The sequence below is a fragment of the Candidatus Sphingomonas phytovorans genome (assembly GCA_029202385.1).
In the GTDB taxonomy this organism is placed as follows: domain Bacteria; phylum Pseudomonadota; class Alphaproteobacteria; order Sphingomonadales; family Sphingomonadaceae; genus Sphingomonas; species Sphingomonas phytovorans.
Window position 1 is genome coordinate 2194266 of record CP119314.1, and the last position, 24432, is coordinate 2218697.

The 24432-nt window shown below is 65.4% G+C and carries 20 protein-coding genes; 14 read left to right on the forward strand and 6 right to left on the reverse strand.

Annotation, left to right across the window (positions count from 1 at the left end; all coding sequences use genetic code 11):
• Nucleotides 1-241 precede the first annotated feature (241 nt).
• The 8 genes from P0Y59_10125 to P0Y59_10160 all read left to right on the forward strand — a co-directional run bounded on the left by P0Y59_10125 (nt 242) and on the right by P0Y59_10160 (nt 9490).
• Nucleotides 242-1060: a hypothetical protein gene (locus P0Y59_10125; GenBank protein ID WEK02009.1), complete on the forward strand. Its 819-nt coding sequence runs from the start codon at nt 242-244 to the stop codon at nt 1058-1060.
• A 79-nt stretch (nt 1061-1139) separates the two neighbouring features.
• Nucleotides 1140-2846, forward strand: coding sequence for a molecular chaperone HscC (locus P0Y59_10130; protein WEK02010.1), 1707 nt, complete (start codon nt 1140-1142; stop codon nt 2844-2846).
• Nucleotides 2843-4618, forward strand: a complete 1776-nt coding sequence (locus P0Y59_10135) for a hypothetical protein (protein WEK02011.1) — start codon at nt 2843-2845, stop codon at nt 4616-4618. Before P0Y59_10130 ends, P0Y59_10135 begins: the two co-directional genes overlap by 4 nt.
• Nucleotides 4619-4706: 88 nt before the next feature.
• Nucleotides 4707-5354, forward strand: a complete 648-nt coding sequence (locus P0Y59_10140) for a DsbA family oxidoreductase (protein ID WEK02012.1) — start codon at nt 4707-4709, stop codon at nt 5352-5354.
• Nucleotides 5355-5768: 414 nt separating this feature from the next.
• Entirely contained in the window at nt 5769-6653 is an 885-nt protein-coding gene (locus P0Y59_10145; protein ID WEK02013.1) for a CDP-alcohol phosphatidyltransferase family protein, read from the forward strand.
• Nucleotides 6650-7738, forward strand: a complete 1089-nt coding sequence (locus P0Y59_10150) for an inositol-3-phosphate synthase (protein ID WEK02014.1) — start codon at nt 6650-6652, stop codon at nt 7736-7738. Before P0Y59_10145 ends, P0Y59_10150 begins: the two co-directional genes overlap by 4 nt.
• Entirely contained in the window at nt 7735-8442 is a 708-nt protein-coding gene (locus P0Y59_10155; GenBank protein WEK02015.1) for an NTP transferase domain-containing protein, read from the forward strand. Before P0Y59_10150 ends, P0Y59_10155 begins: the two co-directional genes overlap by 4 nt.
• 70 nt (nt 8443-8512) lie before the next feature.
• Entirely contained in the window at nt 8513-9490 is a 978-nt protein-coding gene (locus P0Y59_10160) for an MBL fold metallo-hydrolase (protein WEK02545.1), read from the forward strand.
• A 42-nt stretch (nt 9491-9532) separates the two neighbouring features.
• Here the strand turns inward: P0Y59_10160 and P0Y59_10165 are convergent, their stop codons facing one another.
• Nucleotides 9533-12154 (reverse strand): glycoside hydrolase family 3 C-terminal domain-containing protein, encoded by a 2622-nt coding sequence (locus P0Y59_10165; protein ID WEK02016.1) that lies wholly within the window; start codon nt 12152-12154, stop codon nt 9533-9535.
• Between the two features lie 80 nt (nt 12155-12234).
• Complete coding sequence (locus tag P0Y59_10170; GenBank protein WEK02017.1) at nt 12235-13425, reverse strand: MFS transporter; 1191 nt, start codon at nt 13423-13425, stop codon at nt 12235-12237.
• A gap of 127 nt (nt 13426-13552) precedes the next feature.
• Here P0Y59_10170 and P0Y59_10175 point away from each other — a divergent pair, with 127 nt between their 5' ends.
• The 4 genes from P0Y59_10175 (at nt 13553) to P0Y59_10190 (ending at nt 19017) form a co-directional block, all read left to right on the forward strand.
• On the forward strand, nt 13553-14143 hold the full coding sequence (locus P0Y59_10175) for a TetR/AcrR family transcriptional regulator (GenBank protein ID WEK02018.1): 591 nt from the start codon (nt 13553-13555) through the stop codon (nt 14141-14143).
• 95 nt (nt 14144-14238) lie between these two features.
• Nucleotides 14239-15906, forward strand: coding sequence for a M28 family metallopeptidase (locus P0Y59_10180; GenBank protein ID WEK02019.1), 1668 nt, complete (start codon nt 14239-14241; stop codon nt 15904-15906).
• Nucleotides 15907-15974: 68 nt separating this feature from the next.
• Nucleotides 15975-17783: a DUF885 family protein gene (locus P0Y59_10185; GenBank protein ID WEK02020.1), complete on the forward strand. Its 1809-nt coding sequence runs from the start codon at nt 15975-15977 to the stop codon at nt 17781-17783.
• Between the two features lie 106 nt (nt 17784-17889).
• Complete coding sequence (locus P0Y59_10190) at nt 17890-19017, forward strand: alpha/beta fold hydrolase (protein WEK02021.1); 1128 nt, start codon at nt 17890-17892, stop codon at nt 19015-19017.
• Here P0Y59_10190 and P0Y59_10195 read toward each other — a convergent pair.
• The 3 genes from P0Y59_10195 to P0Y59_10205 all read right to left on the reverse strand — a co-directional run bounded on the left by P0Y59_10195 (nt 19014) and on the right by P0Y59_10205 (nt 22302).
• A complete protein-coding gene (locus P0Y59_10195) occupies nt 19014-19979 on the reverse strand; it encodes a phosphatase PAP2 family protein (GenBank protein WEK02022.1) in 966 nt (321 codons plus the stop codon). The genes P0Y59_10190 and P0Y59_10195 overlap by 4 nt on opposite strands.
• Nucleotides 19980-20177: 198 nt before the next feature.
• Nucleotides 20178-20816 carry an HD domain-containing protein gene (locus P0Y59_10200; GenBank protein WEK02023.1) on the reverse strand — a complete coding sequence of 213 codons (639 nt, stop codon included), beginning with the start codon at nt 20814-20816 and terminating at the stop codon, nt 20178-20180.
• Nucleotides 20817-20841: 25 nt separating this feature from the next.
• Nucleotides 20842-22302 carry a catalase gene (locus P0Y59_10205; GenBank protein ID WEK02024.1) on the reverse strand — a complete coding sequence of 487 codons (1461 nt, stop codon included), beginning with the start codon at nt 22300-22302 and terminating at the stop codon, nt 20842-20844.
• Nucleotides 22303-22582: 280 nt separating this feature from the next.
• On the opposite strand from P0Y59_10205, the gene P0Y59_10210 reads away from it, so the two are divergent.
• A complete protein-coding gene (locus P0Y59_10210) occupies nt 22583-23029 on the forward strand; it encodes a DJ-1/PfpI family protein (GenBank protein WEK02025.1) in 447 nt (148 codons plus the stop codon).
• A 10-nt stretch (nt 23030-23039) separates the two neighbouring features.
• Entirely contained in the window at nt 23040-23549 is a 510-nt protein-coding gene (locus P0Y59_10215; protein WEK02026.1) for a helix-turn-helix domain-containing protein, read from the forward strand.
• A gap of 151 nt (nt 23550-23700) precedes the next feature.
• On the opposite strand, the gene P0Y59_10220 is transcribed toward P0Y59_10215, so the two are convergent.
• Nucleotides 23701-24315, reverse strand: coding sequence for a porin family protein (locus P0Y59_10220; GenBank protein ID WEK02027.1), 615 nt, complete (start codon nt 24313-24315; stop codon nt 23701-23703).
• Nucleotides 24316-24432: the final 117 nt, after the last annotated feature.

The following is a 24432-nucleotide window of genomic DNA, read 5'->3' on the forward strand; positions in this document are numbered from 1 at the left end:
ACCGAAAGAACCGGTCCGTAATTCCTTCATACCATTCTACGGAGCCAACGATAACCTTTTAAAATGCAGCCCTGATTTCCAAAAGGGGACCGTCGCGACCGCGGCGATTGAAAGGCGCCCATGGAAATCGGTCGTCAGGTACTCACACCACGCCAGAATCTATTCCTAGTATCATATATGATATTATTGCACACAGCTCCGGGCAGGCGCTGCGAAAGCGTCGACCACGGAGAAATGCCTGATGCCTCCCCTGAGAATGCTGCGCGCGCCCGGCCCCATCCTGCTCGCCTTCATGATTGGCACGGCACCCCTTGCCGCCCAGCAGGTTCCCGCGCCGGCCGCCCCTTCCTGGGCCCAGCCGGGATCGGAGACTCACCAGCAGGTTGGCCCGCCCGAGGGATTCAGCCGCCCGACCAGGACCTTCCCCGGCAGGATCGGTATTTTCGAGGGCCAGTCAGACGTGGGCAGCGCCCTCGTGCCCGGCAGCGCCAGCTACGACGCGACGGCCGGCAGCTACACCATCACGTCCGCCGGCTATAACGTCTGGTACACCCGCGACGAGTTCCGCTTCCTGTGGAAGAAGATGGACGGCGACATCAGCCTCGCCGCCGACATCGCCTATCCCGATCCAAAGGGTTTCTTCGATCGCAAGGCGGTGTTCGTCATCCGCCAGGATCTCGACGACAATGCGAAGGAAGCACTGGTCGCGCTGCACGGCGACGGCATGATCCACCTCGCCCAGCGTCCGGCCAAAGGCGCCCGGATCAACGATCTCGAATACCGCATCGGCGGCCGCGGCAGCCGCCCCGGCGGCAAGACGCCCGACGACCTGGTCGTCGTCAACGCAAGGCGCATCGGCATCGAGAAGCGTGGCGACAGCATCGCCCTGTTCGTCAGCCTGGAAGGCGAACCGATGCACCAGTTCGGTCCCCCGATCAGGCTTGCGTTCGACGGCCCCTTCTATGTCGGCATCGGCTTCTGCTCGCATCTGCCCACCACGGCCGACACGGCGGTGGTTTCGAATGTGGTGCTGGAGAACGGCGCCGGGAAGATTCGGTAGCGCCGCAATCTGGGCCTCCCCGCCTAGCGTCCTGCAATCAAACTCACTATCCCCACGAAAATCAGGGCGGGGGCCAAGCATGATTGTCGGGATTGATCTGGGAACGACCAACAGTGCTGTCGGCATCTGGCGTGACGGCAAGGCCGAGTTGATTCCCAACGCGCTCGGCGATCTGCTCACCCCTTCCGCAGTCAGCATCGGCGACAATGGCGATCTGATCGTCGGCCTCGCGGCACGCGACCGGCAATCGACTCATCCCAAGCTGACCGCCAGCGCTTTCAAGCGCTGGATGGGCACGAAGCAGACGATCACCCTGGGCAAACGCACCTTCACCGCGGAGGATCTGTCCGCCTTGGTCCTCGCCAGTCTGAAGGCGGATGCCGAAGCGTTTCTGGGGGAGGCAGTCACAACCGCCATCATCACCGTCCCGGCCTACTTCAACGACCGGCAGCGTAAGGCGACACGGCGAGCAGGCGAGTTGGCAGGCCTTACAGTCGAGCGATTGGTCAACGAACCCACCGCCGCCGCCCTAGCTTATGGCATTCAGACACGGGAGGAGCGCGAGCCTTTTCTCGTCTTCGATCTGGGTGGCGGGACCTTCGACGTCTCCGTCGTCGAGATGTTCGATGGAGTGATTGAGGTCCGCGCCTCGGCCGGCGACAATCGGCTGGGCGGTGAGGATTTCAACGAGACGATCGTGGAGATCGCCCGGCCTCGCATCGACTTGGAGGATCGGCTGGCAAAAGCCGATCCGCTAAGTCTGCGCGAACTGCTGCGCGCCGCAGCCGAGCGGTGCCGCCGCACACTGAGTGACGCGGAGTCCGCCCCCTTCACCATCACCTGGAACGAACAGCGGTTCGAGACGGTGATCACCGCAAACGAGTTCGAGACCCAAGCCGCACCGCTGCTCTCGCGCCTCCGTGATCCAGTACTGCGATCGCTGCGCGACAGTGACATCCGCGTAGAATCGCTCAGTTCTGTGGTGCTGGTCGGCGGTGGCACGCGCATGCCGATTGTCCGCCGCACGATCACGCGGATGTTCAGCCGTTTCCCCGACACGACCGTCCATCCCGATCACGCCGTGGCGCTGGGGGCAGCAGTTCAGGCCGGGCTGAAGGCCCGAGACGCCGCGCTGGACGAGATCAGGCTGACCGATGTGTGCCCCCTCACGCTCGGTGTCGATCATAGCGTGATTGACGCGCGTGGCTCGCGACGCGAGGGCATCTTCTCCCCGATCATCGAGCGCAACACGCCGATCCCGGCAAGCCGGGTCAAATATTACACGACCGTTTCCGATTATCAGAAGGTTGTCGAGTTCGGAGTCTATCAGGGCGAAGCGCTCGAGGTCCGCGGCAATGTGAAACTGGGGTCGCTCCATGTGCCGGTGCCACCGCTGCCCGCCGGGCATGTGCAGGTCGAATGCCGGTTCAGCTACGATACCAGTGGCTTGCTCGAGGTGGATGTGCACGTCCCCCAGTCAGGACTGGACCGGAATCTCGTCCTGTTCGAGGAGGACGACTCGCCCGATCAACGGCAGATCGCGGAACGCCGGGCGGTGCTGGCCGAATTGAAACGCCATCCGCGCGAGGACAGCGCAAATATGGCGGCGCTGGCTCGCGCGGCTCGCTGCTACGAGAGCTTTATCGGCGATCAACGCGACCAGATCGGTCACTGGATCATCACGTTCGAGGGTGCGCTTGACCGCCAGGAACCCCATGGGATCACGCGCGCACGCGAAGAACTAACCGCCGCGCTGAACGAGCTGGAGGGCGAGCGTTACCTATGAGCGCGCTGCGTGCCGCATGGCGGCAACTCGGCATCGCGCCGACAAAGGATAGCTCCGCCATCCGCTCCGCCTATGCGGCAGCGCTGAAGAGCATTGATCCAGATACCGATCCAACAACGTTCCAGGCCTTGCGTCAGGCCCGCGAACAAGCGCTGGCATATGCCCGCAACAGCGACGATCGGCTAGCGGTGGCGCCGGAAACGCTCCATTCTCACATCGAGATTCCGCTGACGCCCTGGTCCCCGGATCCAATCGCTGCCCCGGACCTTCCGAACGGCACCATGCCTGGCAATCTCAGCGCTATCGTTCCATCGGTCGAAGGCGATTTTCTGTCGTTTGCCCGGCCAGCACCAATCGATGGCGTAGGGCAACTGCTACCGACGGCTCATGCCAACGGATCTCTGACGCCGCCCGTGCTCGGCGGCGCAACCACATCGTCGACTATCGAAAGCCTGACGCTGAATGGCGCCCCCGTCGATGAGGCCCATTACCGGGCGGTACTTGGCATCTTGTTCGGCGAAGACGGTCGGCAGCAGCCACTAAGCGATGAGACGGTCCGGCGCGAATTGATCGCCCATGCCGAGGCGCTGCTCAACAATCCGCGCATGTCGGAGATCGCCTTTTATACCGAGGCGGAACGATGGTTCGCCCAGGTTATCGCGGCCGCCGCACCGCGATCCGATCCTATCGCGCATCTCGCCCTTGATCATTTCGGGTGGCTTGCCGATCGTGGCCGGTTCGATCAGCGACCTGAGATCGCAGCGGTGGTCGCACGATATGATATGCTCGCTTTCCATGCTGCCGTGCAGAAAGAGGGGCATCCCTTACATCGCGCCTGGCGGGAACTGATAACACCCGCTGATGAACTCAGTCGCCGCGGACATGTCAGCGGTAAGCAAATCGCAAAATTGCTGGAATTGGTCCGCCGCGATTTTCCGGATCTTGAGCAGTCATTCGATTGGTATCGCGTCTCGCTGTGGGAAACGCATCCGACTGTGTCCCGAGGCGGATCCGGAAACCTGTCGTGGCTTGGATGGCTCTGGCCCGCCTTTGTACTATTGAGCGCACTAGGCCGGTGTAACGCGGAAGCCCCACGGCCACCCATCATCAGCGAAGCAAGTGACACCGCGTTCCCGACCGTAGGTCTCCTTCATGACCTTCACAGTAGTGATGACGATATCGAGGCGGCGGTGGCGATGGCCACCACTGGCGAGTTGAGCCTCCGCACGATCAAGGAGAACAATCCCGACCTGGCCAGGCTTCTGGTGGCAGATTGGGACCGCGCCCGATCGGACAAGGAGCCCAGATCCACCTTCATCGAAAGAACCAGCGCCGGACTACGCGACCGTTTCCAAAACGGGCTGGTCAAGGCGAGTTATCCGCTGATATCGGATTACAGGTCTTTCCAGCGCGATGAGGCTCGGCTGGCAGGCTCGCGCAGTATCTATGCCTGCGACGATTATTTCACCAAGGGCTCCCTGCCCGGGTCGCGATCGCCACTCTATCAGCAGCGCCTGTCAAAGATGATGGCGCGCGGGTTGATCGAGATGGACGCCGAGCCCCCCGAGAAAGACATACGCGGCAGCTTCGTCATTCCGGGTACCGTCATAACTGACGCGATCAAACGGTCGGGCCTGAGCGGGCAACGTTTCCGGCAGGCGGTGCAGGGCAAGGGATCAGCGGAGGAACGGTGCAAAGCGCGCATCGGCCTGATCGAGGCAGCCCTCGCCCTGCCGCGCAGTCCCGGGCTGAAGCTGCTGCGGGACATGTGAGACTCTCAGCTCCCGGACGAACTGCAGCCAATGGAAATCCCGCACCGCGCTCCTCATATGGGCAAGCGCTGATCGAGAAGGATTCCCCATGCCCCGCCCGATGAAGATCGATTTCGTGTCAGACGTCTCCTGCCCGTGGTGCATCATCGGACTTCGCGGGCTCGAGGAAGCACTGGCGCGGACCGCCGACCTGGTCGATGCACACATCACCTTCCAGCCCTTCGAACTCAATCCGGCCATGCCACCCGAGGGCCAGAACATCGTCGAGCATGTCGCGCAGAAATACGGCTCGACGCCGGAACAGTCGGCCGCGAACCGCGAGATGATCCGCACCCGCGCCGCCGAGCTCGGCTTCACCATGCGCGGCACCGACCAGAGCCGCATCTACAACACGTTCGACGCCCACCGCCTGCTCCACTGGGCGGAGATGGAAGGGCATCAGCCAGCGCTGAAGCGCGCTTTGTTCGACGCCTATTTCACTGACCAGCAGGACCCGTCCAACCAGGAGGTGCTGGTCGCCGCGGCGGAAAAGGCAGGCCTCGCCCCCGAAGCCGCGCGCGAGGTCCTCGCCTCCGGGCGCTATGCTGAAGAGGTGCGCCAGGCCGAGCAGCTCTGGCAGTCGCGCGGCATCACCGCAGTGCCAGCCATCGTCATCGACGATCGCTATCTCATCTCGGGCGGCCAGCCACCCGAGGCGTTCGAGCAGGCGCTGCGCCGGATCGCGGCCGAGGCGTGACAGGCCATCTCACCGGTCCGGTGACAGGCAAGACGCCATCCGGGCGGCATCTGTGCCATCTGCTCGCCGACAGACGCGCGACGGGTCTTTGCGGGACTTCAGGATCACTGGGCATGGCGACCGGAAACGACAGGCCGGCCGGCCCCGAGTCGCTCGAGGAAAATGAACCGGGGGTGAGCAGGCGGGAAAACGGGCATAGGGCCGATCCGAGATCAATTCTCGTCCGACCGACACGGAACCACGCCCAAGCTATTGAATATTCATGACTTCTAATAAAAATCGCGCAGCACGGCCGCGGAACGTTTCGGACTGCTCCCGATCCGGCACAGCCAGCGGCAACGTTCTGTCGCGAATCTCCTGCCCCAGATTAACATTCTTTGGACTTCGGCGTGGTGAAGAATATATGACGTCGACATGACAACGCCTCCACCGGACGGGTCGCGGGATCGCCGGATAGAGGATCCTACCAACCTCTGGATCATCCACCCTGCCGGTCGCGCCCTTCTGCCCTGGGCGGTGGAGCATCGTGTCTCCGCCAATCTGGTTTCGGTGGTCGGGCTTGGCCTCGGTATCCTCGCTGCTTCGGCCTATGCCCAATGGCATGACTGGCGCTTAGCGGTGGTCGGCCTTGCCCTTTCAATCGGCTGGCTGATCGCTGACGGACTCGACGGCATGGTCGCCCGCGCGACCAATACCGCCAGCGCGGTCGGACGCGTCCTCGACGGCGTGTGCGATCACGGCGTGTTCATTCTGATCTATGTCGTCATCGCCACCTCGATCGGGACCGGCGAGGGCTGGGCCTGGGCCCTGGGCGCCGGGGCAGCCCATGCCATCCAGTCGAGCCTGTACGAGGGCGAGCGCGCCCGCTTCCACCGGCGCGCGCGCGGGCTCCCGCGCGGGCCTGCCTCGCCCGCTTCGGGCAACCCGGTGGTGCACGGCTATGACTGGCTCGCCACCTGGATCGACCGGGTCTCCACCCGCTTCGACAGCCTGTTCGACGACCGCGCCATCGCCCCGCGGCTCGCCGCCGCCTATGCCGCCCGTGCTGCCGCGCCGATGCGGCTGATGATCCTGCTGACGGCCAATGTCCGGGTCTATGCGATTTTCCTCGCGTGCCTTGCCGGTGATCCGCGCTGGTTCTGGTGGTTCGAACTCGTACCTTTGTCTATCGTCACCATCATCGGCATCGCCTGGCATCGCCAGGTCGAGTCCTCTTTGTTGCGTCAATTCTCGGCCGCCACCCCCGTGACGGCAGTTCCTTCATTTTCTTTTCACTCCAAGGATAGCAATCGACCATGAACAGCATTCGGATCGCCCTGGTGGGGGTAGGCAACTGCGCAAGCTCGCTGGTGCAGGGCCTGGAGCATTATCGGGACGGCGCCAACGACAATGTCGGCCTGATGCACTGGGAACTCGGCGGTTACCGTCCGAGCGATATCCAGGTGGTTGCCGCCTGGGACGTCGACAGGCGCAAGGTCGGCCGCGACGTGGCCGAGGCGATCTTTGCCAAGCCCAATTGCACTGCGATCTTCTCGCCGGTGGTCAAGCCGACCGGCACCAAGGTGAAGATGGGCAAGATCCTCGACGGCTTCGCCGAGCATATGGCCGACTATCCCGACGACCGCACCTTCATCCTCGCGGATATGGCCGAGCCGACCAAGGACGAGGTTGTCGCCGAACTGAAGGCTTCGGGCACCGACGTGCTGATGAATTATCTCCCCGTCGGCTCGCAGCAGGCGAGTGAATTCTACGCCGAATGCGCGCTCGAGGCAGGCGTTGCCTTCGTCAACAACATCCCGGTGTTCATCGCCAGCAACCCGGAATGGGCGCAGCGCTTCACCGACGCGAACGTGCCGATTATCGGCGACGACATCAAAGCGCAGCTCGGCGCGACGATCGTCCACCGCGTGCTGACGGATCTCTTCGCCAAGCGCGGCGTGAAGCTCGATCGTACCTATCAGCTCAACACCGGCGGCAACACCGACTTCCTCAACATGTCGAACCGCAAGCGGCTCGCCTCGAAAAAGGTCTCGAAGACCGAAGCCGTCCAGTCGGTCGCGGCGGAGCGGCTTGAAGACGAGAACATCCATGTAGGCCCGTCCGATTATGTCGCGTGGCAGAACGACAACAAGATCTGCTTCCTGCGCATGGAAGGCCAGTTGTTCGGTGGCGTGCCGATGAACCTCGAACTGCGCCTCTCGGTCGAGGACAGCCCGAACTCGGCCGGTGTCGCGATCGACATGATCCGCTGCGCCAAGCTCGCGCTCGACCGCGGCCTGGGTGGTCCGATCGACGGTGCCTCGGCCTATTTCTGCAAGCATCCGCGCAAGCAGATGACTGACGACCTCGCCCAACTCGCGGTCGAGGAATTCATCGCGGCGTGATCGACACCGCGATCCTGCTCGCAGCCGGCGAAGGCAGCCGGTTGCGGGCGCTGGCCCCCTACAAGCCGCTCTGCGTGGTGGCTGGCAAGACCTTGCTCGAACACGCCATCACCGGCTTTGCTGCGGCGGGCATCCGCCGCGTGATCGTCGTGCTCGGCTATGGCGCCGACGCCATCGCCGCCAGCCTAGAAGCGCGCGACTGGCCGGTGGCGGTCGAGACGGTCATGTCGGCCGATTACCGCAAGCCCAACGGCGTGTCGGTTCTCGCCGCGGAGGCGGCGACACAGGGCGGCCAGGCACTGCTCGCGATGTGCGATCATCTGGTCGATCCGGCCCTGTACCGTCGCCTCGCCACGGTCGGCGTCCAGGGGGGTCTCACCCTCGGCATCGACCGGCTGCTCGAACAGGAAGCGGTCGACATGGAGGACGTCACGCGGGTCGAGACCAGCGGCGACTCCATCGTCGCGATCGGCAAGGGCATCGATATCTTCGATTGCTTCGACACCGGCGTCTTCGCGATCGGCCCTGCCCTGTTCGAGGCACTGAAGCGTTTCGACGCTCCCTCGCTCAGCGCTGGCGTCGGCTATCTCGCCGGCCAGGGCCTCGCGCATGTCGCTGACTGCACCGGGATTACCTGGATCGATGTCGACGATCCCAAGGCGCATGTCCTTGCGGAACGCTGGGCCGGCGCCCTGGCCGCCTGAGCGCTTCCGCGCCGAAAGCACATCAGGCTCGCACTGGCGCCGCGACCGGTGATGCGTCAGAACAATGCCAATGCCCAAGAACCGCTACCATACCGCACCGCCGGGCGACCATTTCGACGGCACCCGTTTCTTCAACCCCGGCCAGCCTGCCACGGACCGATCGCTGTCGGACATCCTGCGCTGGAAATTCGGCGAGCGCCCCGCGCGCTGGCCGGCAACGGTGCCGGTGGAACAGGCCCGCCCCAACCCGGCACCGGAGCGGCTGACCGTCACCATGGTCGGCCACGCGACGCTCCTGATCCAGGCCGCCGGCGTGAACATCCTGACCGACCCGGTCTGGTCCGACCGCGCAAGCCCACTATCTTTCGCCGGTCCGAAGCGAGTCACCGCACCCGGCATCGCATTCGACCATCTTCCGCCGATCCATGCCGTGTTGCTCAGCCACAATCACTACGACCATCTCGATCTCGCCACGCTGCGACGACTGCATGCCGCACACGCACCGCTGATGGTGATGCCGCTCGGCAACGATGCGATCGTCCGGCGCGCGATACCGCAGGCCCGCATCGCGGTCGGCGACTGGCATGATCGGGTCGACCTGCCGCACGGCCTCGCCACGACGCTGACCCGCGCGAACCACTGGTCGGCGCGGGGCCTTGGCGACCGGCGCATGGCTTTATGGGCAGGCCATTGGCTTGAGACCCCCGCGGGCTCGGTCTGGTTCGCCGGCGACACCGGCTATGGCGACGGCGCGATCTTCCGCGACATCCGCGCCCGCTACGGCACGCCCGACGTCGCGCTGATCCCGATCGGCGCCTATGAGCCGCGCTGGTTCATGGCCGACCAGCACGTCAACCCGGCCGAGGCCATGGCGATCCTGCAGGATGTCGGTGCGCGCCGAGCTCTCGGCATCCATTGGGGAACTTTCCAGCTGACCGACGAGCCCCGCGACGCGCCGGTGGAGGCGCTGGCGGCAGCGCTGAACGCCGCGCAGGTGCCGGCGGAGCGTTTCGTCGCGGCGCAGACGGGCGGGGTGTACCGGTTCTGAGAGAAGGCGCCGCAGCGGATCGCATCCGCCGCGACAGGCCCCTTATTTCGGCAGCACCGCCGCCCTGCTCACCCTGAAGCTGGTCTTCACGCCGGCCACCTGCGCCATGCCCGGCCGCGACACTGGCTGTCCGCCGCCGACCCAGACATCCACCGTCCCCGGCACGACCTTCCGCTCGCCCTTCGCGTCGACCACGCTCAGCGCGCGGTCGTTCAGCGTGAACGAGACGGTGCGCTTCTCGCCCCTCGCCAGATGGATTCGCTTGAACCCCTCCAGCGCGCGGACCGGCGCGCCGGCCACGCCCGGGTGCGACACGTAAAGCTGCACCACCTCGTCGCCATCCTTCGCGCCGCTGTTGGTGACATCGACCGAGACCGTGACCTCGCCCTTCACCACCACGCGCGGATTGGCATAGCCGAAGCGCGTGTAGCTCAGCCCGTGCCCGAACGGGTACAGCGCCTCGCCCTTGAAGTAGCGATAAGTCCGCCCCGCCATGGCATAGTCCTCGAACGGCGGAAGCTGGTCGGCGCTCTTGTAGAAGGTCACCGGAAGCCGCCCCGCGGGACTGTAGTCGCCCGCCAGCAGCCCGGCGACGGCGTTGCCGCCCTCCTCGCCCGGATACCATGCCTCGACGATCGCCGGCACATTGGCGTCGGCCCAGTTGGTGCTCAGCGCGCTGCCGTTCATAAGCACCAGCACGGTTGGCTTGCCCGTCGCATGGACACGCTTCAGCAGCGCTTCCTGCGGCGCCGGCAGGTCGAGGCTGGTGCGATCCCCGCCGGCAAAGCCCGGCGCCTTGATCTTCATCTCCTCGCCCTCGATCCGTGCGGAAAGACCGCCGACGAACACCACCAGATCGGCCGCCTTGGCCGCCGCGACGGCATCGTCGCCATTCTGGCTCGGCGGGCTCCACACCAGCCGCTGCTTGCCCCGCGCGCCGCGCTGGAAGCCCTCGACCCGGATCGGATATTTCTTCCTCGCTTCTAGCGAGATCGCGCCCGACAGGATCGAGGGCGCGTCGCCCACACCCCATTCGTCCACGACGAGCGTGTCGCCCACGAACACGCGATAGCCATTCTCGCTGGAGAAACGGAACCGGTACTCGCCCGTCTCCGGCGCGATGATCGTGCCGGTCCAGCGCGCCGATGCCGCCTTGTCGCCATTCCACTCGATGCCGGCATTGGGCGCGGTGCGTGTCTCGACCGGCACCCCCTCCAGGTTCGTGCCCGCGAAATATTCCGCCTTCAGCCCCGGCGTCCTGCACTCGGCGTCGACGCAGAACACGCTGTCGGGCACGACCGGCTCGGCGGGGCCGACCAGCCCGGTCCCTTCGGCGAAGATGATTTTCGATTGCGGAAAACGCGCGCGGATGCCGTCGAGCACCGTCACCGGCCGCGACGGCGTCCCGTAATAATTGCCGACCAGCGTATCCATGCTGTCCGCATTCGGCCCGATCACCGCAATGGTCTTCGGCGCGCCCGTCAGCGGCAACAGATTGCCCTGGTTCTTCAGCAGCACCATCGATGCCTCGGCCATCTTGCGCGACAGCGCGCGGTGCGCCTCGGTGTCGTTGTCGGCCGCGGTGATGCTGGCGAACGGCCTCACCGGCGTATCGATCAGCCCCAACCTGATCCGCGCCGAGAACAGCCGCACCAGCGAGCGGTCGACCGTTGCGATCGGCAACAGCCCCTTGTTGACCGCTTCGACGATCGAATCCGCATCGGTCGTCATATGGTTGCGGTAATCGCCGCAGATCAGGTCCATGCCAGCCTCGAACCCGGCGGCCACGCCCTCGGCCGGGGTCTTGCGGTAATGCAGGCTGTCCGGGCGATAGATGTTCGCCGCCGCGCCGCAATCCGACACGACATAGCCGGTGAAACCCCAGTCCTTGCGCAGCCGCTGGTTCATCAGGAAATCATTGGCGCAGCCCGGCACGCCGTCGATCGCATTGTACACGCACATGATCGACTGCACCTTGGCCTCGGTCACCGTCGCGCGGAACGCGGGGAGATAAGTGTCCTCCAGGTCGTGCGCGCTCGGGTGCGCGTCCTCGCGGTGCCGGTTCGATTCCGGCCCGCTATGCACCGCGAAATGCTTCGAGGTGGCGATCGTCTTGTAATAGTGCGGGTCGTCGCCCTGCAGGCCGTTGATGAAGGCGATCCCGATCCGTCCGGTCAGGAACGGGTCCTCGCCATAGGTCTCCTGCCCCCGGCCCCAGCGCGGATCGCGGAAGATGTTGATGTTCGGCGACCACACAGTCAGCCCGCGATAGAAATCCGTGCTGCCGTCAGGGTGAACGCGCTCGACATATTTCGCGCGGAACTCGGTGCCGATCGCGTCGGCCACAATGCCCATGAGGCTGGTGTCCCAGGTCGCGGCCATGCCGATCGCCTGCGGAAACACGGTCGCGATCCCGGCTCGCGCCACGCCGTGCAGCCCCTCGTTCCACCAATTATAACGCGGCACGCCCAGCCGGGGGATGGCGGGCGCGGTATGGCCGAGCTGCGCCGCCTTCTCCTCGAGCGTCATCTTCGCGACCAGCGCCGCCGCGCGCTGCTCGACCGAGCCCCCGGCATCCCGGGTCGCCGGCACGTCCTGCGCGAAAGCCGCGCCCGAAACGAGGAACGACACCGTCGCGGCCGCCGCCAATAGCTTGAACTTCATCTGATACCTCTCCCGCTTTTTTGAGAGGTCTAACCAAAATATGGTAGCGGTACCAGCCCCGACCTGACCCTCAACCTGGCCTAAGTGCGATAGACTGTTCGTCCCAGCGCCCGCTGGCCAAGCAGCACGGTCGACAGCGCGATCGTGCCAGCGGCCACCGAAACCCAGAAGCCGTTCCGGGCGCCGAACGCATCGATCGTCAGTCCTGCGGCGAAGGAGCCGAGCGCCATGCCGATGCCGATCCCGGTCATCACCCAGGTCACGCCTTCCGTCAGCATCGCTTCGGGCACATGCCGTTCGATCAAGCCGAACGCGGTGATGAAGGTCGGGGAGATCGCGATCCCGCTGAGGAACACCGCCAGCGCAAGCCACACCACCGTATTGGCGAGCAACAGCGGCAGGGTCGTCAGCGCGGTGACGGCGACGGCGATCGCAAGCTGGCGCTGCAACGGCAGCTTGAGGCTCAGCGCCCCGATGATGATCCCCACCACGAAGGAGCCCATCGCATAGACGCCGATGACCAGGCTCGCGGCGCTCGGCTGGCCGAGTTCCTTGGTGATCGCCACCACGCTGACCTCGGCCGTGGCGAAGGTTGCGCCGATGAAGATCAGCGCGAAGGTGATGATCTGCACCGGCCGCAACAGGATCGCTGAACCGCTATGCTCGCGGGAGACCGGCCGTACCTTCGGCTCGGTCGAGCGCTGCAGGACCAGCGCCGTCGATCCGAGGGCAAGGAAGGCAGTGCTGACGAGCATCCCGGCTTCGGGAAACAGGGCGACGCTCAGGCCGACCGACAGCGAGGCGCCCGCGATATAGACCAGTTCGTCGGCAGCCGATTCGAACGCGAAGGCAGTGGTGAGTTCCGGGCTGTCGCGGAAAATCTCGGTCCAGCGGGCACGCACCATCGCCGGGATGCTCGGCATCGCGGCCGCGAAGAGCGCCGAGGCGAACAATGTCCAGACCGGCCAGTCCCGGTTCGCTGCAGTGATCAGCACCGCGAACGCCGTCACCGAGACGAGGGTCGCCGGAACCACCACGCGAGTCTGCCCGAGGCGGTCGACCAGGCGCGAGATTTGCGGGGCAAGCAGTGCATTGGTGAGCGCGAACGTCGCCGCCACGGCCCCCGCCAGCCAATATTCGCCATAGGTCTGGGACAGCATGGTGACGAGCCCGATCGGCGCCATCGCGATCGGCAGGCGCGCGAAGAATCCAGCCGCCGCAAATCCTCTCGTTCCCGGCGCCTGGAATATCCTGCTGTACGGATTGGCCATGGTCGGTCCTTCGATTTCTCACGGCCGCCACTTCCGTAAATTACATACCCGGCGTATGTTATTCGAGGTAGGATCGCGCTGGGCGCCTGTCAATTGACATACGCAACGTATATTATTGGAGTGAGGCATGGCGCATCGCCCGCGCAAGGAGATGATCGCTGAAACGCGAGCCAAGCTGATCGCGGCGGGCCGCGAGGCGTTCGGCACGATCGGCTATACGGATTCGTCGATGGATGATTTCACCGCCGCGTGCGGCCTCACGCGCGGCGCGCTCTATCATCATTTCGGCGACAAGAAGGGCCTGATGGCGGCCGTCGTCGAGCAGATCGATGCTGAGATGACTCAGCGGCTCGATCAGGTGGCGGCACGGGCGCCGAGCCGCTGGCAGGGCTTTGTCGACGAGAATCTCGGCTATCTGAAAATGGCGCTTGAACCGGAAATTCAGCGCATCGTGCTGCGCGACGGCCCGGCCGTGCTCGGCGACCCGTCGAACTGGCCCACCTCCCAGGGCTGCGTTGCATCCATCTCCTCCAGCATCAGCGCGCTCCAGGCTGAAGGCGTGATCATCGCCGATATGGATGCGGAGGCGGCCGCCCGCCTGATCACCGGTGCCTCGACCCAGGCGGCGCAATGGATCGCGAATTCGGACGATCCCGAAGCGACCTTGGAAAAGGCCGTGGCGGCGTTCAGGACGATGCTTGAGGGCTTCCTCGCCTGAGGCAGGTTCGCGCCGCACAAAACCGAAGGTCGCCAATCCTAAAATTCTCGTCATAATCGGCGCGGTCGTCACATCGCGGGGAACAAGAGAAAATCATGCGCGGACTCATCATCGCCACCACAGCTCTGCTGCTCGCCGCACCGGCGCTCGCAAAGGATGAAGCGGGCAAGCGCCCCACGGTCGATCCAGCCCGGCTGTCGGCCACGGTCAGGACACTCGCGTCCGATGCGTTCGAGGGTCGCGCCCCAGGTACGCCCGGCGAGCGCAAGACGATCGATTTCCTGGTCGCCCAGTTCAAGGCGATGGGGCTTCAGCCCGGTGGCGACAAGGGTAGCTGGACCCAGGCGGTGCCACTGATCCACACGCGTATCGGCACGGGCGGCTCGGTATCGCTCGTCACCGCGACCGGCGACCGCACGCCATTGGCGCAGGGCACCGACATCAACCTCACTACCGTGCGCGATGCGCCGCGCATCGACATCGCCTCGGCGCCGATGGTGTTCGTCGGCTATGGCGTCCATGCGCCGGAGGCCGGTTGGGACGATTTCAAGGGCATCGACCTGAAGGGCAAGGTTGCCGTCTTCCTGATCAACGACCCCGATTTCGAGGCAGTCCCCGGCGAGGACTCGGCCGGCCGCTTCGGCGGTCGCCGCATGACCTATTATGGACGCTGGACCTACAAGTTCGAGGAAGCGGCACGGCGCGGGGCGATCGCCGCGCTGATCGTTCACGACACGGCCGGGGCAGGCTATGGCTGGAGCACGGTGGCGGCATCGAACGGCGAGAATTTCGACATCGTGCGCGGCGCAACCGACCAGCGCGTGCCGTTGCAGGGCTGGATCGAGCATGATCTCGCGACCCGCATCTTCGCCTCGGCCGGGCTCGATCTCGCCGCGCTGCGCAAACAGGCGCGCTCCACCGCCTTCCGCCCGGTCGAGATGAACGGCCTGAGCTTCAGCGCCGCCCTGCCCGTCACCGTCGAACACATCGAGAGCGCCAATGTGCTCGCGACCCTGCCCGGCAGGACCCGGCCCGACGAAAGCGTGATGTTCGCCGCACATTGGGATGCCTATGGCGCTGGTCCGGTCGATGCCCAGGGCAGGACGATCCGCCCGGGCGCCAATGACGACGCGCTCGGCGTCGCCGGCGTGCTTGAGCTTGCCCGGCTGTTCAAGGCAGCCCCGCGCACTGACCGCTCGCTGGTCTTCGCGCTGTGGACGGCGGAGGAACGCGGCCTGCTCGGGTCAGAATATTATGCGACTCACCCGGTCAAGCCGCTCGCCACGACCGCCGCGAACCTGACGCTCGATATCCTGCAGACAGCCGGCCCTGCGCGCGACGTCATCCTTGTCGGCGCGGGCAATTCGACCCTCGACGCGGATCTCGCCGTCGCCGCCACGGCGCAGGGCCGGACGATCACGCCCGAGACCTTCTCCGAACGCGGCCTCTTCTACCGCGCCGACCATTTCTCGGTGGTGCGCAAGGGCGTGCCATCGCTGCTGCTGATGGCGCTCGGCGGCGCGTCCGATCTCGCCACGGGCGGCCGTTCGGCCGGGCAGAAATGGCTCGATGACTATATGACCTGCTACCACAAGACCTGCGATTCCTGGTCGGCCGGCTGGGACCTGCGCGGCGCGGCGGCTGATGTCGCCCTGTTCCAGGCGATGGGCACCGCGCTCGCCAGGGGCGGCAACTGGCCTGCCTGGAGCAAGGGTTCCGAGTTCGAAGCAGTCAGGGCGAAGACGGCCGCGGAACGGCGCTGAGCGACAGCGACCGCCACAAGGGTCGGATAGCAAGCCGGACCCGACAGATCATAGGGGAAGAAGAACACATGCATCGTCGTCATTTCATCGCTGGTGCGGCCGCCGTCACGGTCGCAGCAGGGTTTCCCGTCCGCGCGGCGACCCGCGCCGCAAAAGGGGACGCGGCGTTGCGCGCGATGCTCGACCGCTTCTTCTATGGCCGCCTCGACGGATCGCCTGAACTGGCGACTCGCCTCGGCCTGGATAACGGCCCCCGTGCCGGGCTGAAGGCAAGGCTCAGCGACGAATCAGCGAAGGGCCAGGCGCGCGACCTTGCCCGCGCGAAGGCGGAGTTCGCCGAATTGAGCCGCTTCGACACAAGCGGCCTGTCCCCGGAAGCGAAGCTCGATCATGAGGTGGTGACGTACCAGCTGACCCGCGCCATCGCCGGGGCTGAACGGTTTACCTATGGCAGCAGCCTCGGCCGATTTACCCCTTATGTGCTGAGCCAGCTTACCGGGCCGTATCGCGACGTGCCCGATTTCCTGGAATCGCAGGCGCGGGTCCGCGACGCCGCCGAGTCGGACGCTTATCTGGCCAGGCTCGAGGCGTTTCCCAAAAGCATCGACGACAGCACCGACCGCCAGCGCACCGACGCGGCGCGCGGCGTGTTCGCACCCGATTACATCCTCGATACGACGCTCAGGCAGTTGGCCAGCGCGCTTGAGCGGGCCCCCGACCAGACCGTCATGGTATCGACCTTCGCGACCAAGCTGAAGGCGGCGAACCTGCCGGCCGATGCCGCGGCCCGCGCGGCCTCGATCGTGGAGCAGAAGGTTTTCCCGGCGCTCCAGCGTCAGCGCGCGCTGGTGACTGAATTGCGCGCCAAGGCGGTCCACGACGCCGGTTGCTGGCGGCTGCCGGATGGTGACGCCTATTATGCCGCAGCGGCCGAAGCGGCGACGACCGTGGCGATGAGCGGCGACGAGATCCACCGCCTCGGCCTGGCCCAGGTCGCCGAGATCGGCGCGCGGATCGACTCGATCCTCAAGACTCAGGGGATGGCCAGCGGCACCGTCGGCGAGCGTCTGGTCGCGCTGAACGAGCGGCCTGATCAGCTCTATCCGAATACCGATGCCGGCCGCGATGCGCTGCTCGCCCAGCTCAACCGGCAGATCGTGGCGATGCACGCCCGCCTGCCCGAGGCTTTCGCCACCCTGCCGAAGGCGCCGGTCGAGGTCCGCCGCGTGCCGCCGACGATCCAGGCCGGTGCACCCGGCGGCTATTATGAGAACGCCTCGCTCGATGGGTCGCGACCGGCGATCTACTATATCAACCTGCGCGACACCTTCGACCGCCCGAAATTCGGTCTGGCGACCTTGACTCATCACGAAGCGGTGCCGGGCCATCATCTCCAGGTCAGCCTGGCGCTCGAAAGCGCGGGAATCCCCCTGATCCGCCGCCGCGGCTTCTTCAGCGGCTATTCGGAAGGATGGGCGCTCTATTCGGAACAGCTCGCGGACGAGATGGGCATGTACGAAGGCGACCCGCTCGGGCAGGTCGGCTATCTCCAGTCCCTGCTCTTCAGGGCGACCCGGCTGGTCGTCGACAGCGGCATGCACGCAAAGCGCTGGAGCCGCGAACAGGCGACCGACTATCTGATCGGAACGACGGGTATCGCCCGCGGTCGAAGCCAGGGCGAAATCGATCGCTACACGGTCTGGCCGGGGCAAGCCTGCAGCTACAAGATCGGCCATACCGCCTGGGTCCGGTTGCGCACCGAGGCGCAGAAGCGGCCCGGCTTCGACCTGAAGCAATTCCATTCGGTGCTGCTGAAGGGCGCCATGCCGCTCGCGGTGCTTGAGCGCGTCGTGCGGGAGCAATGGGGGATCGCCTGAGCCGCGATCAGTAGGCGGGATTGACAGCGGCAGGCGTGCATCTCCTCAAATCCGTTCACCTCGACGCCGATCCGCGCTACCCTCTTCCGCAATCAGGGAGATCGCGATGCGTATCCTCGTCTCTATCCTGCTGTCAGCGGCAGTGGTCGTCCCCACCCCGGCAAGCGCCGCGCCGCCGGGCACGCTCAGCGGGTTCGATCCGGTCGCCGGGTCCCCGTCCGGCTCCCAGGCGTGGCGGGTGCGCTATTGGACGACCAGCGATCGCGGTGCGCCGATCGAGGTGACCGGCATGGTGGTCGCGCCGCGCGCGGCAAGCCCTGCCCGCCCGCGCCCCGTGCTCGCCTGGACTCACGGCGCCTGGGGCGTCGTCGAAAAATGCGCGCCGTCGCTCAGTCCCCATTTCTTCACCGCGACCGCCGGCCTGGGCGAGGCGATCCGGCGCGGCTATACGGTCGTCGCCCCCGATTATCCCGGTCTCGGCACCGCGATGCCGCACGGTTTTCTGGCCGGTGTCGCCACGGGCCGGTCGGTGCTTGACGCGGTGCGCGCCGCGCGCGGCATCCCGGCGGCAGCGGCGGGCAGTTCCTTCGCCGTCTGGGGAGAATCCCAGGGGGGCCACGCCGCCCTGTGGACCGGGCAGCTCGCCCGCGCCTATGCGCCCGATCTACGGCTGGTCGGCGTCGCCGCCGCCGCGCCGACGACCGATCTCGTGCAGAATCTGACGGCGGGGACCGACCCCTCGGTGCGGGCATTCCTCACCGCGTTCGCGGCTTATAGCTGGTCGCGCCATTTCGGGGCGCCGCTCTCGACCCTGGGCGGCAAGAACACCCAGGGCGTCATCACGCGGCTGGCGCGGAACAACTGCGTCGAACTGGGCAAGAAGCCCAAGCTCGGCACGATGCTCGGTATCCTGGTGTTGCACCGCGATCTGAAGAATGTCGATCTGGGGCGCCTCCAGCCCTGGGCGCGGATCGCGCGCGAGAACAGTCCGGCGGCCCGCCCCTATGGCGTTCCCTTCCTGATCGCGCAGAACCCCAATGACGCGATCGTCGGCGCCACCGTGACGAAAGATTTCGCCCGCAGGCTCTGCCGCGCGGGCAGCACGGTTCACTATGTGACGATCAACGGCAAGGGGCATGAAACCAGTGGGTCGGACACCGCCGGCATCACGCTCGACTGGATCGACGCGCGCTTCGCCGGGCGGCCGGCGGGCAGCGACTGCGCGCGGCTCTAGCCCGGATCGGCAAGCGGTTGCGTACGCCCCCCGCGCCTTGGCGCTAGCCATGCCAGCAACCGTGCCCCTGCCTCGTGCCGCTCCAGCGCGAATGTCAGGCCAAGCACCGCCGCCGCCAGCGAAACCCCGCCGATCACATCAACCAGATAATGGGCGCCGTCGATCGGCGTCGAGGCTAGCATGGTGAGGTTGAGCAGCAACGCGGGAATGCGCGCGAAACGGACGCCCCAGAAACCCCAGATCAGCAGCACGGCGCCGCAGGAGTGGAAACTGGGAAAGGTGATGAGCCCAGCGCCTTCGGCCGGGTCGAGCGTGGACAGCGTCCCCTGGCGCATCGCCTCGATGAACCTGATATGCTCGAAAGTGCTGACCGGCCTCAGATTGTCGAACTGGTCCAGCGACACCTGCAACCCGGCATAGACCGACACGGCCGGCACGAACACGAAGACCATGCAGGCGACGAACAGGCTGAGCGCGAAGGCGAAGGTGAACAGATGCAGCCGCCGCATCTCCCCATGCGCCACCAGCAGGACCATCAGCACCAGCGGCTGGACCAGGAAGCTCCCATAGGCAAAACGATACGCCGCGACGAGTCTCGGATGGGAATCGACCCAGCGGGCATAGGCGAACCAGTCGAAACCGATCGCGCGGTCGGCGCCCAGCAACAGGTCGTCCCGATACGGAAAACCGCTCGCGGCAGCCGCGAAGCTCAGGAACATTCCGAATATCATGATCAGCAGGAATTGCAGGAAGGATTGCATCCCCCCTGCGATCATCGGGATCGGGCGCACCAGCCGGTGATAGGCCACCAGCGCCAGGGCGATAAGGATCGGCAGCAGCATGACATTGGATAGCACCGGCCTCACGCCAAGCGCCGAGAGAGACGCGAGGGTGACGATCCCGAACAACGCCAGCATTGTCCAGCTCAACGCGGCGGCATTGGCGTGATCGGTATTTCTCATGCCGTCCTGCTACGGACGATATGGTTAACACCCCGCTAAATCGCGGACATTGCCACGCAAATCGGAAATGCAATCAGAGCGGTCTCGTCATTCCATCGCCATCGCCATCGCCATCGACCCGCACCCATCCCGCCCGCCCGACACCGGGACCAGGACCCAGGTTCAGGAGAGCCCGGTCGTCAGCCGGGCCCGCCGATTTTACGCCTGCCAGTGCGATCCACGGATGACGGCACAGAAATTGCCGCGATGGAAATGAGCTTCCTTGTCGGCGATCACATCCGCCTTGACGTTGCCGAACGTCGTATCGGGCTTGTGCTTGATGCCGTCATAAAAGGCCTGGATGATATCCTCCTTGAACCGCGACGTACGCGGGAAGGCCGAAACCACCGCCTCGCGGATTTCATCGGGATATCGGTCGTAGGTCAGCCCCAGCACGTCCATCTCGACGCCGGCGGTGGTGAGCGCGATCACCGGATGCATGAACTCCGGGACGCCGGGCGTGGTATGGAGCGCAATACCGGTCCACACTTTTTCGACGTCGGACGGATCGACATCGTAGCTCGTCAGGAAGTCCCGCGCGGCATTGGCGCCATCCACCTCGAAGCGGCGGTCGGCGCTGCTGTGCGACGGCATCAGCCCGATGTCGTGGAACATCGTCGCAGCGTAGAGCAGCTCGTGGTCGAACGTCAGACCGCGCTGCCGCCCCGCGATCGCGCCGAAGAAATAGACCCGGCTGGAATGGTTGAAGAGCAGGTCGCTCTCGGTGTCGCGGATGAACTCGGTGATCGCGCGAGCGAGGCGGCTGTCGGGAATCGTGATACCGTCGATAGTGGTCATGATGCTTGTCCTTCCGGTCAGGGGTTCATTGCGCGGCCTGGGTCGCGGGCTCGAGGCCGAGCGCTACGGCCACGCCGGTGCCGTAGGCCTTGTCGGCCAGCGTGCAGTTCGCGACGTGGCGCCATTTGATGTGGAGCGCGGCATCGCCCATCGCCCGCGCGGTATTGTCGAACAGCGCCTGTCGCTGCGCTGGCGTCATCAGCCGGAACAGATCGCCGGGCTGCTCGTAATGATCCTCGTCGACGCGATGATCCCAGTGCGCGGCGTCCCCGTCGAGCGGCATCGGCGGCTCGCTGAAATCAGGCTGGTTCGCCCATAGCCCGGCGCTGTTCGGATGATAGCTCGTGGTGCCGCCAAGATTGCCGTCGGTCCGCATCGCCCCATCGCGATGATAGGAATGAAACGGGCATTTCGGCGCGTTCACCGGGATATGGTTGAAGTTGACGCCAAGCCGATAGCGCTGCGCATCGGCATAGGAGAAGAGCCGCGCCTGCAGCATCTTGTCGGGCGAGAAGCCTATCCCCGGCACGACATTGGCGGGCGAGAAGGCCGATTGCTCGACCTCGGCGAAATAATTCTCCTGGTTGCGATTGAGCTCCAGTTCGCCGACCTCGATCAGCGGATAATCCGCCTTCGGCCACACCTTGGTGAGATCGAACGGATTGTGCTTGTGCGCCCTCGCCTGCGCCTCGCTCATCACCTGGATGAACAAGGTCCATCTGGGATAGTCGCCCGTCTCGATCGCGGTGAACAGGTCGCGACCGTGGCTTTCCCGATCATCGGCGACGATCGCCGCCGCCTCGGCATCGGCGAGGTTGGCGATGCCCTGCCGCGAGCGGAAGTGGAACTTGACCCACACCCGCTCATTGGCGGCGTTGATCATCGAAAAGGTGTGGCTGCCGAACCCGTGCATATGGCGGAAGCTTTGCGGAATGCCGCGCTCCGACATCACGATCGTCACCTGATGCAGCGCCTCCGGCAGCAGCGTCCAGAAATCCCAATTATTGTCGGCCGAGCGAAGCCCCGTGCGCGGATCGCGCTTGATCGCGTGGTTGAGGTCCGGGAAACGCAGCGGATCGCGGAAGAAGAAGACCGGGGTGTTGTTGCCGACAAGATCCCAATTGCCCTCCTCGGTGTAGAATTTGATCGCGAAACCGCGAATATCGCGCTCCGCATCGGCCGCGCCACGCTCGCCGGCCACTGACGAGAAACGCATGAACACATCGGTCTTCTTGCCGATATCGGCGAACAGCCGCGCGCGGGTGAAGCGGCTGATGTCGTGCGTGACGGTGAAACTGCCATAGGCGCCCCAGCCCTTCGCGTGCATCCGGCGCTCCGGGATCACCTCGCGATCGAAATGCGCGAGCTTCTCGATCAGCCACACGTCCTGCAACAGCGCCGGGCCACGCGGGCCAGCCGTCATGATATTCGTGTTGTCGGCCACCGGCACGCCGGCCGCCGTGGTGAAACGCCTGTTCTCGACCATCGTAGATCCTTTCCCTAATGGCCGCACGGCATCACCCGCGCATAAACGCACGCATGACCCGGGCCCGCCGATCGATACCGTGGTGCCGGGCGGGAGTTGGGGATGGGGAATTGGGAACCCCTGCCCGGCCGCCTGAATATTCCAGCCGATGGCGTTGGCAGCAATGATACGGATCATCGAAATCCGGCCAACATTGCGCGATAAGCTGCCCGTTCTGGGAACGGGTCGATCACAGTGATCGACCATTCTCGCGCTCGGGCGATGAAAGGCAGGAAGGTCAATGCCGAAGAAGGAAATCGCGATCGTCATCCACGAAGGCGTGCAGGCGCTTGATGTCGCCGGCCCGCTGGATGTCTTCGCGGAAGCGAACGGCTTTCTCCCGCCCGATGTCGGCTATCGCTGCCTCCTGGTCGCGGAACGGACCGCGCCAATCGCCGCTTCGAACGGCATGATGCTCGCCGCGCATCTGAGCTTCGCCGAGGCGACGCGTCCGTTTGACACAATGCTGGTCGCTGGCGGCCCTGCCCTACCCGACGCCCCGGCTGACGAGACGATGTCGCGTTGGCTGCGCAGTCATGGCGCGCGGGCACGGCGTTACGGCTCGATCTGCACCGGCACCTTCGCGCTCGGCCATGCCGGGCTGCTCGACAGCCGGACCGTGACCACCCATTGGCAGAATGCCGCGCGGCTCGCGGCGCGTTTTCCCCGCTGCCCGGGTCGAGCATGACCGTATCTATATGCGTGACGGGGCCCTTGTGACTTCCGCCGGGGTAACGGCGGGAATCGACCTCGCGCTGGCGCTCGTGAGCGAGGATTACGGCGCCGCAGTCTCGCTCGCCTGCGCCAAGCGCCTCGTCGTGGTGGCGCAGCGGCAGGGTGGTCAATCCCAGTTCAGCCCGTTGCTGTTGCCGCCAAGCGACCCGACGACCCCGGTCGGCAAAGCGCGCGGCTATGTCATGAAGCATCTGACGGAGCCCTTTCCCGTCGAGCGGCTCGCCCAGATCGCCGGCACGAGCGTGCGCAACATCGCGCGACTCTTCGTCAACGAACTCGGGGTGACGCCCCATGATTTCGTCGAGGGCGTCCGCCTAGATCAAGCGCGCAACCTGCTCGAAGCGACCGATCTCGCGCTCAAGGCTGTCGCCTTCGATTGCGGATTCGCGACACCCGATCAGATGCGAAGCGTCTTCCAGCGCCGGCTTGGACTCAGCCCGCTTCGGTATCGGGAGAGCTTCCGCCTCGCGTGACCTGCTCCCGCGAAATCAAGTCAGTGGCAGGGCGGCGAGCTGCTCGTCCATGGCGGGGCGGCATCTGACATCCGCACTCATTCCCCGATCGCCGCCCACAAAAAAAGGGGCGGCATCGCTGCCGCCCCTCCCTTGTCCGTAGACCGGTCGATCAGAAGCGGTAACCGAAGCCGATCAGGCCCTGGTGACGCTGCAGGCCGATATCCGCACCGAAGTCGTTGCCGGTGCTGTAGTGGGTGTAGAGATACTCGATCTTGGCATAGGTGTTCGCCGAGACCGGCAGCTCGTAACCGGCACCTGCGTGCCAGCCGTCCAGGTTGCCGCTCGCGGAGCTGCTGGCTGCCGGCGTGATGCTGCGATACGTTCCGGTCGCACGGCCATTGGTGTAGCCGCCCTTCACGTACAGCAGGCCGCTGCGCACGACGCCACCGGCGCGCACGCCCGCGGTGATGTTGCGGCCGGCCTTCAGGCAGACCTCGTTATTGGTGGTTACGCGGGCGCACTTCTTGGTGGTCGCGCCTTCGATACCGGCATAGGCGCCGATGACGAAGCCCGAGTTGGTGGCATAGTCGTACCCGACCTCGCCGCCGAACGCGAAACCGACCTTCGAAGCGCTTTCGCCGCCGGCCTTCAGCACCACATCGTCGACGCCGATACGCGCCTCGACGCGTGCGCCGCCCTTGAATTCAGGCGCTTCGTCCTGCGCCATGGCGGGCGTGGCGATGACGAGTGCCGCGACGGACGCGAAAAGAAACTTGGTGTTCATATATTCCCCCGGTGGAGTTGTTTATCGAATTGGCCGCTCGTTGACGGCGGGGCGACCCCTATTTGTTCCGTGATGCAATGCAACAAAAATGCAACAATATGGTCCGCGACCCGGGTC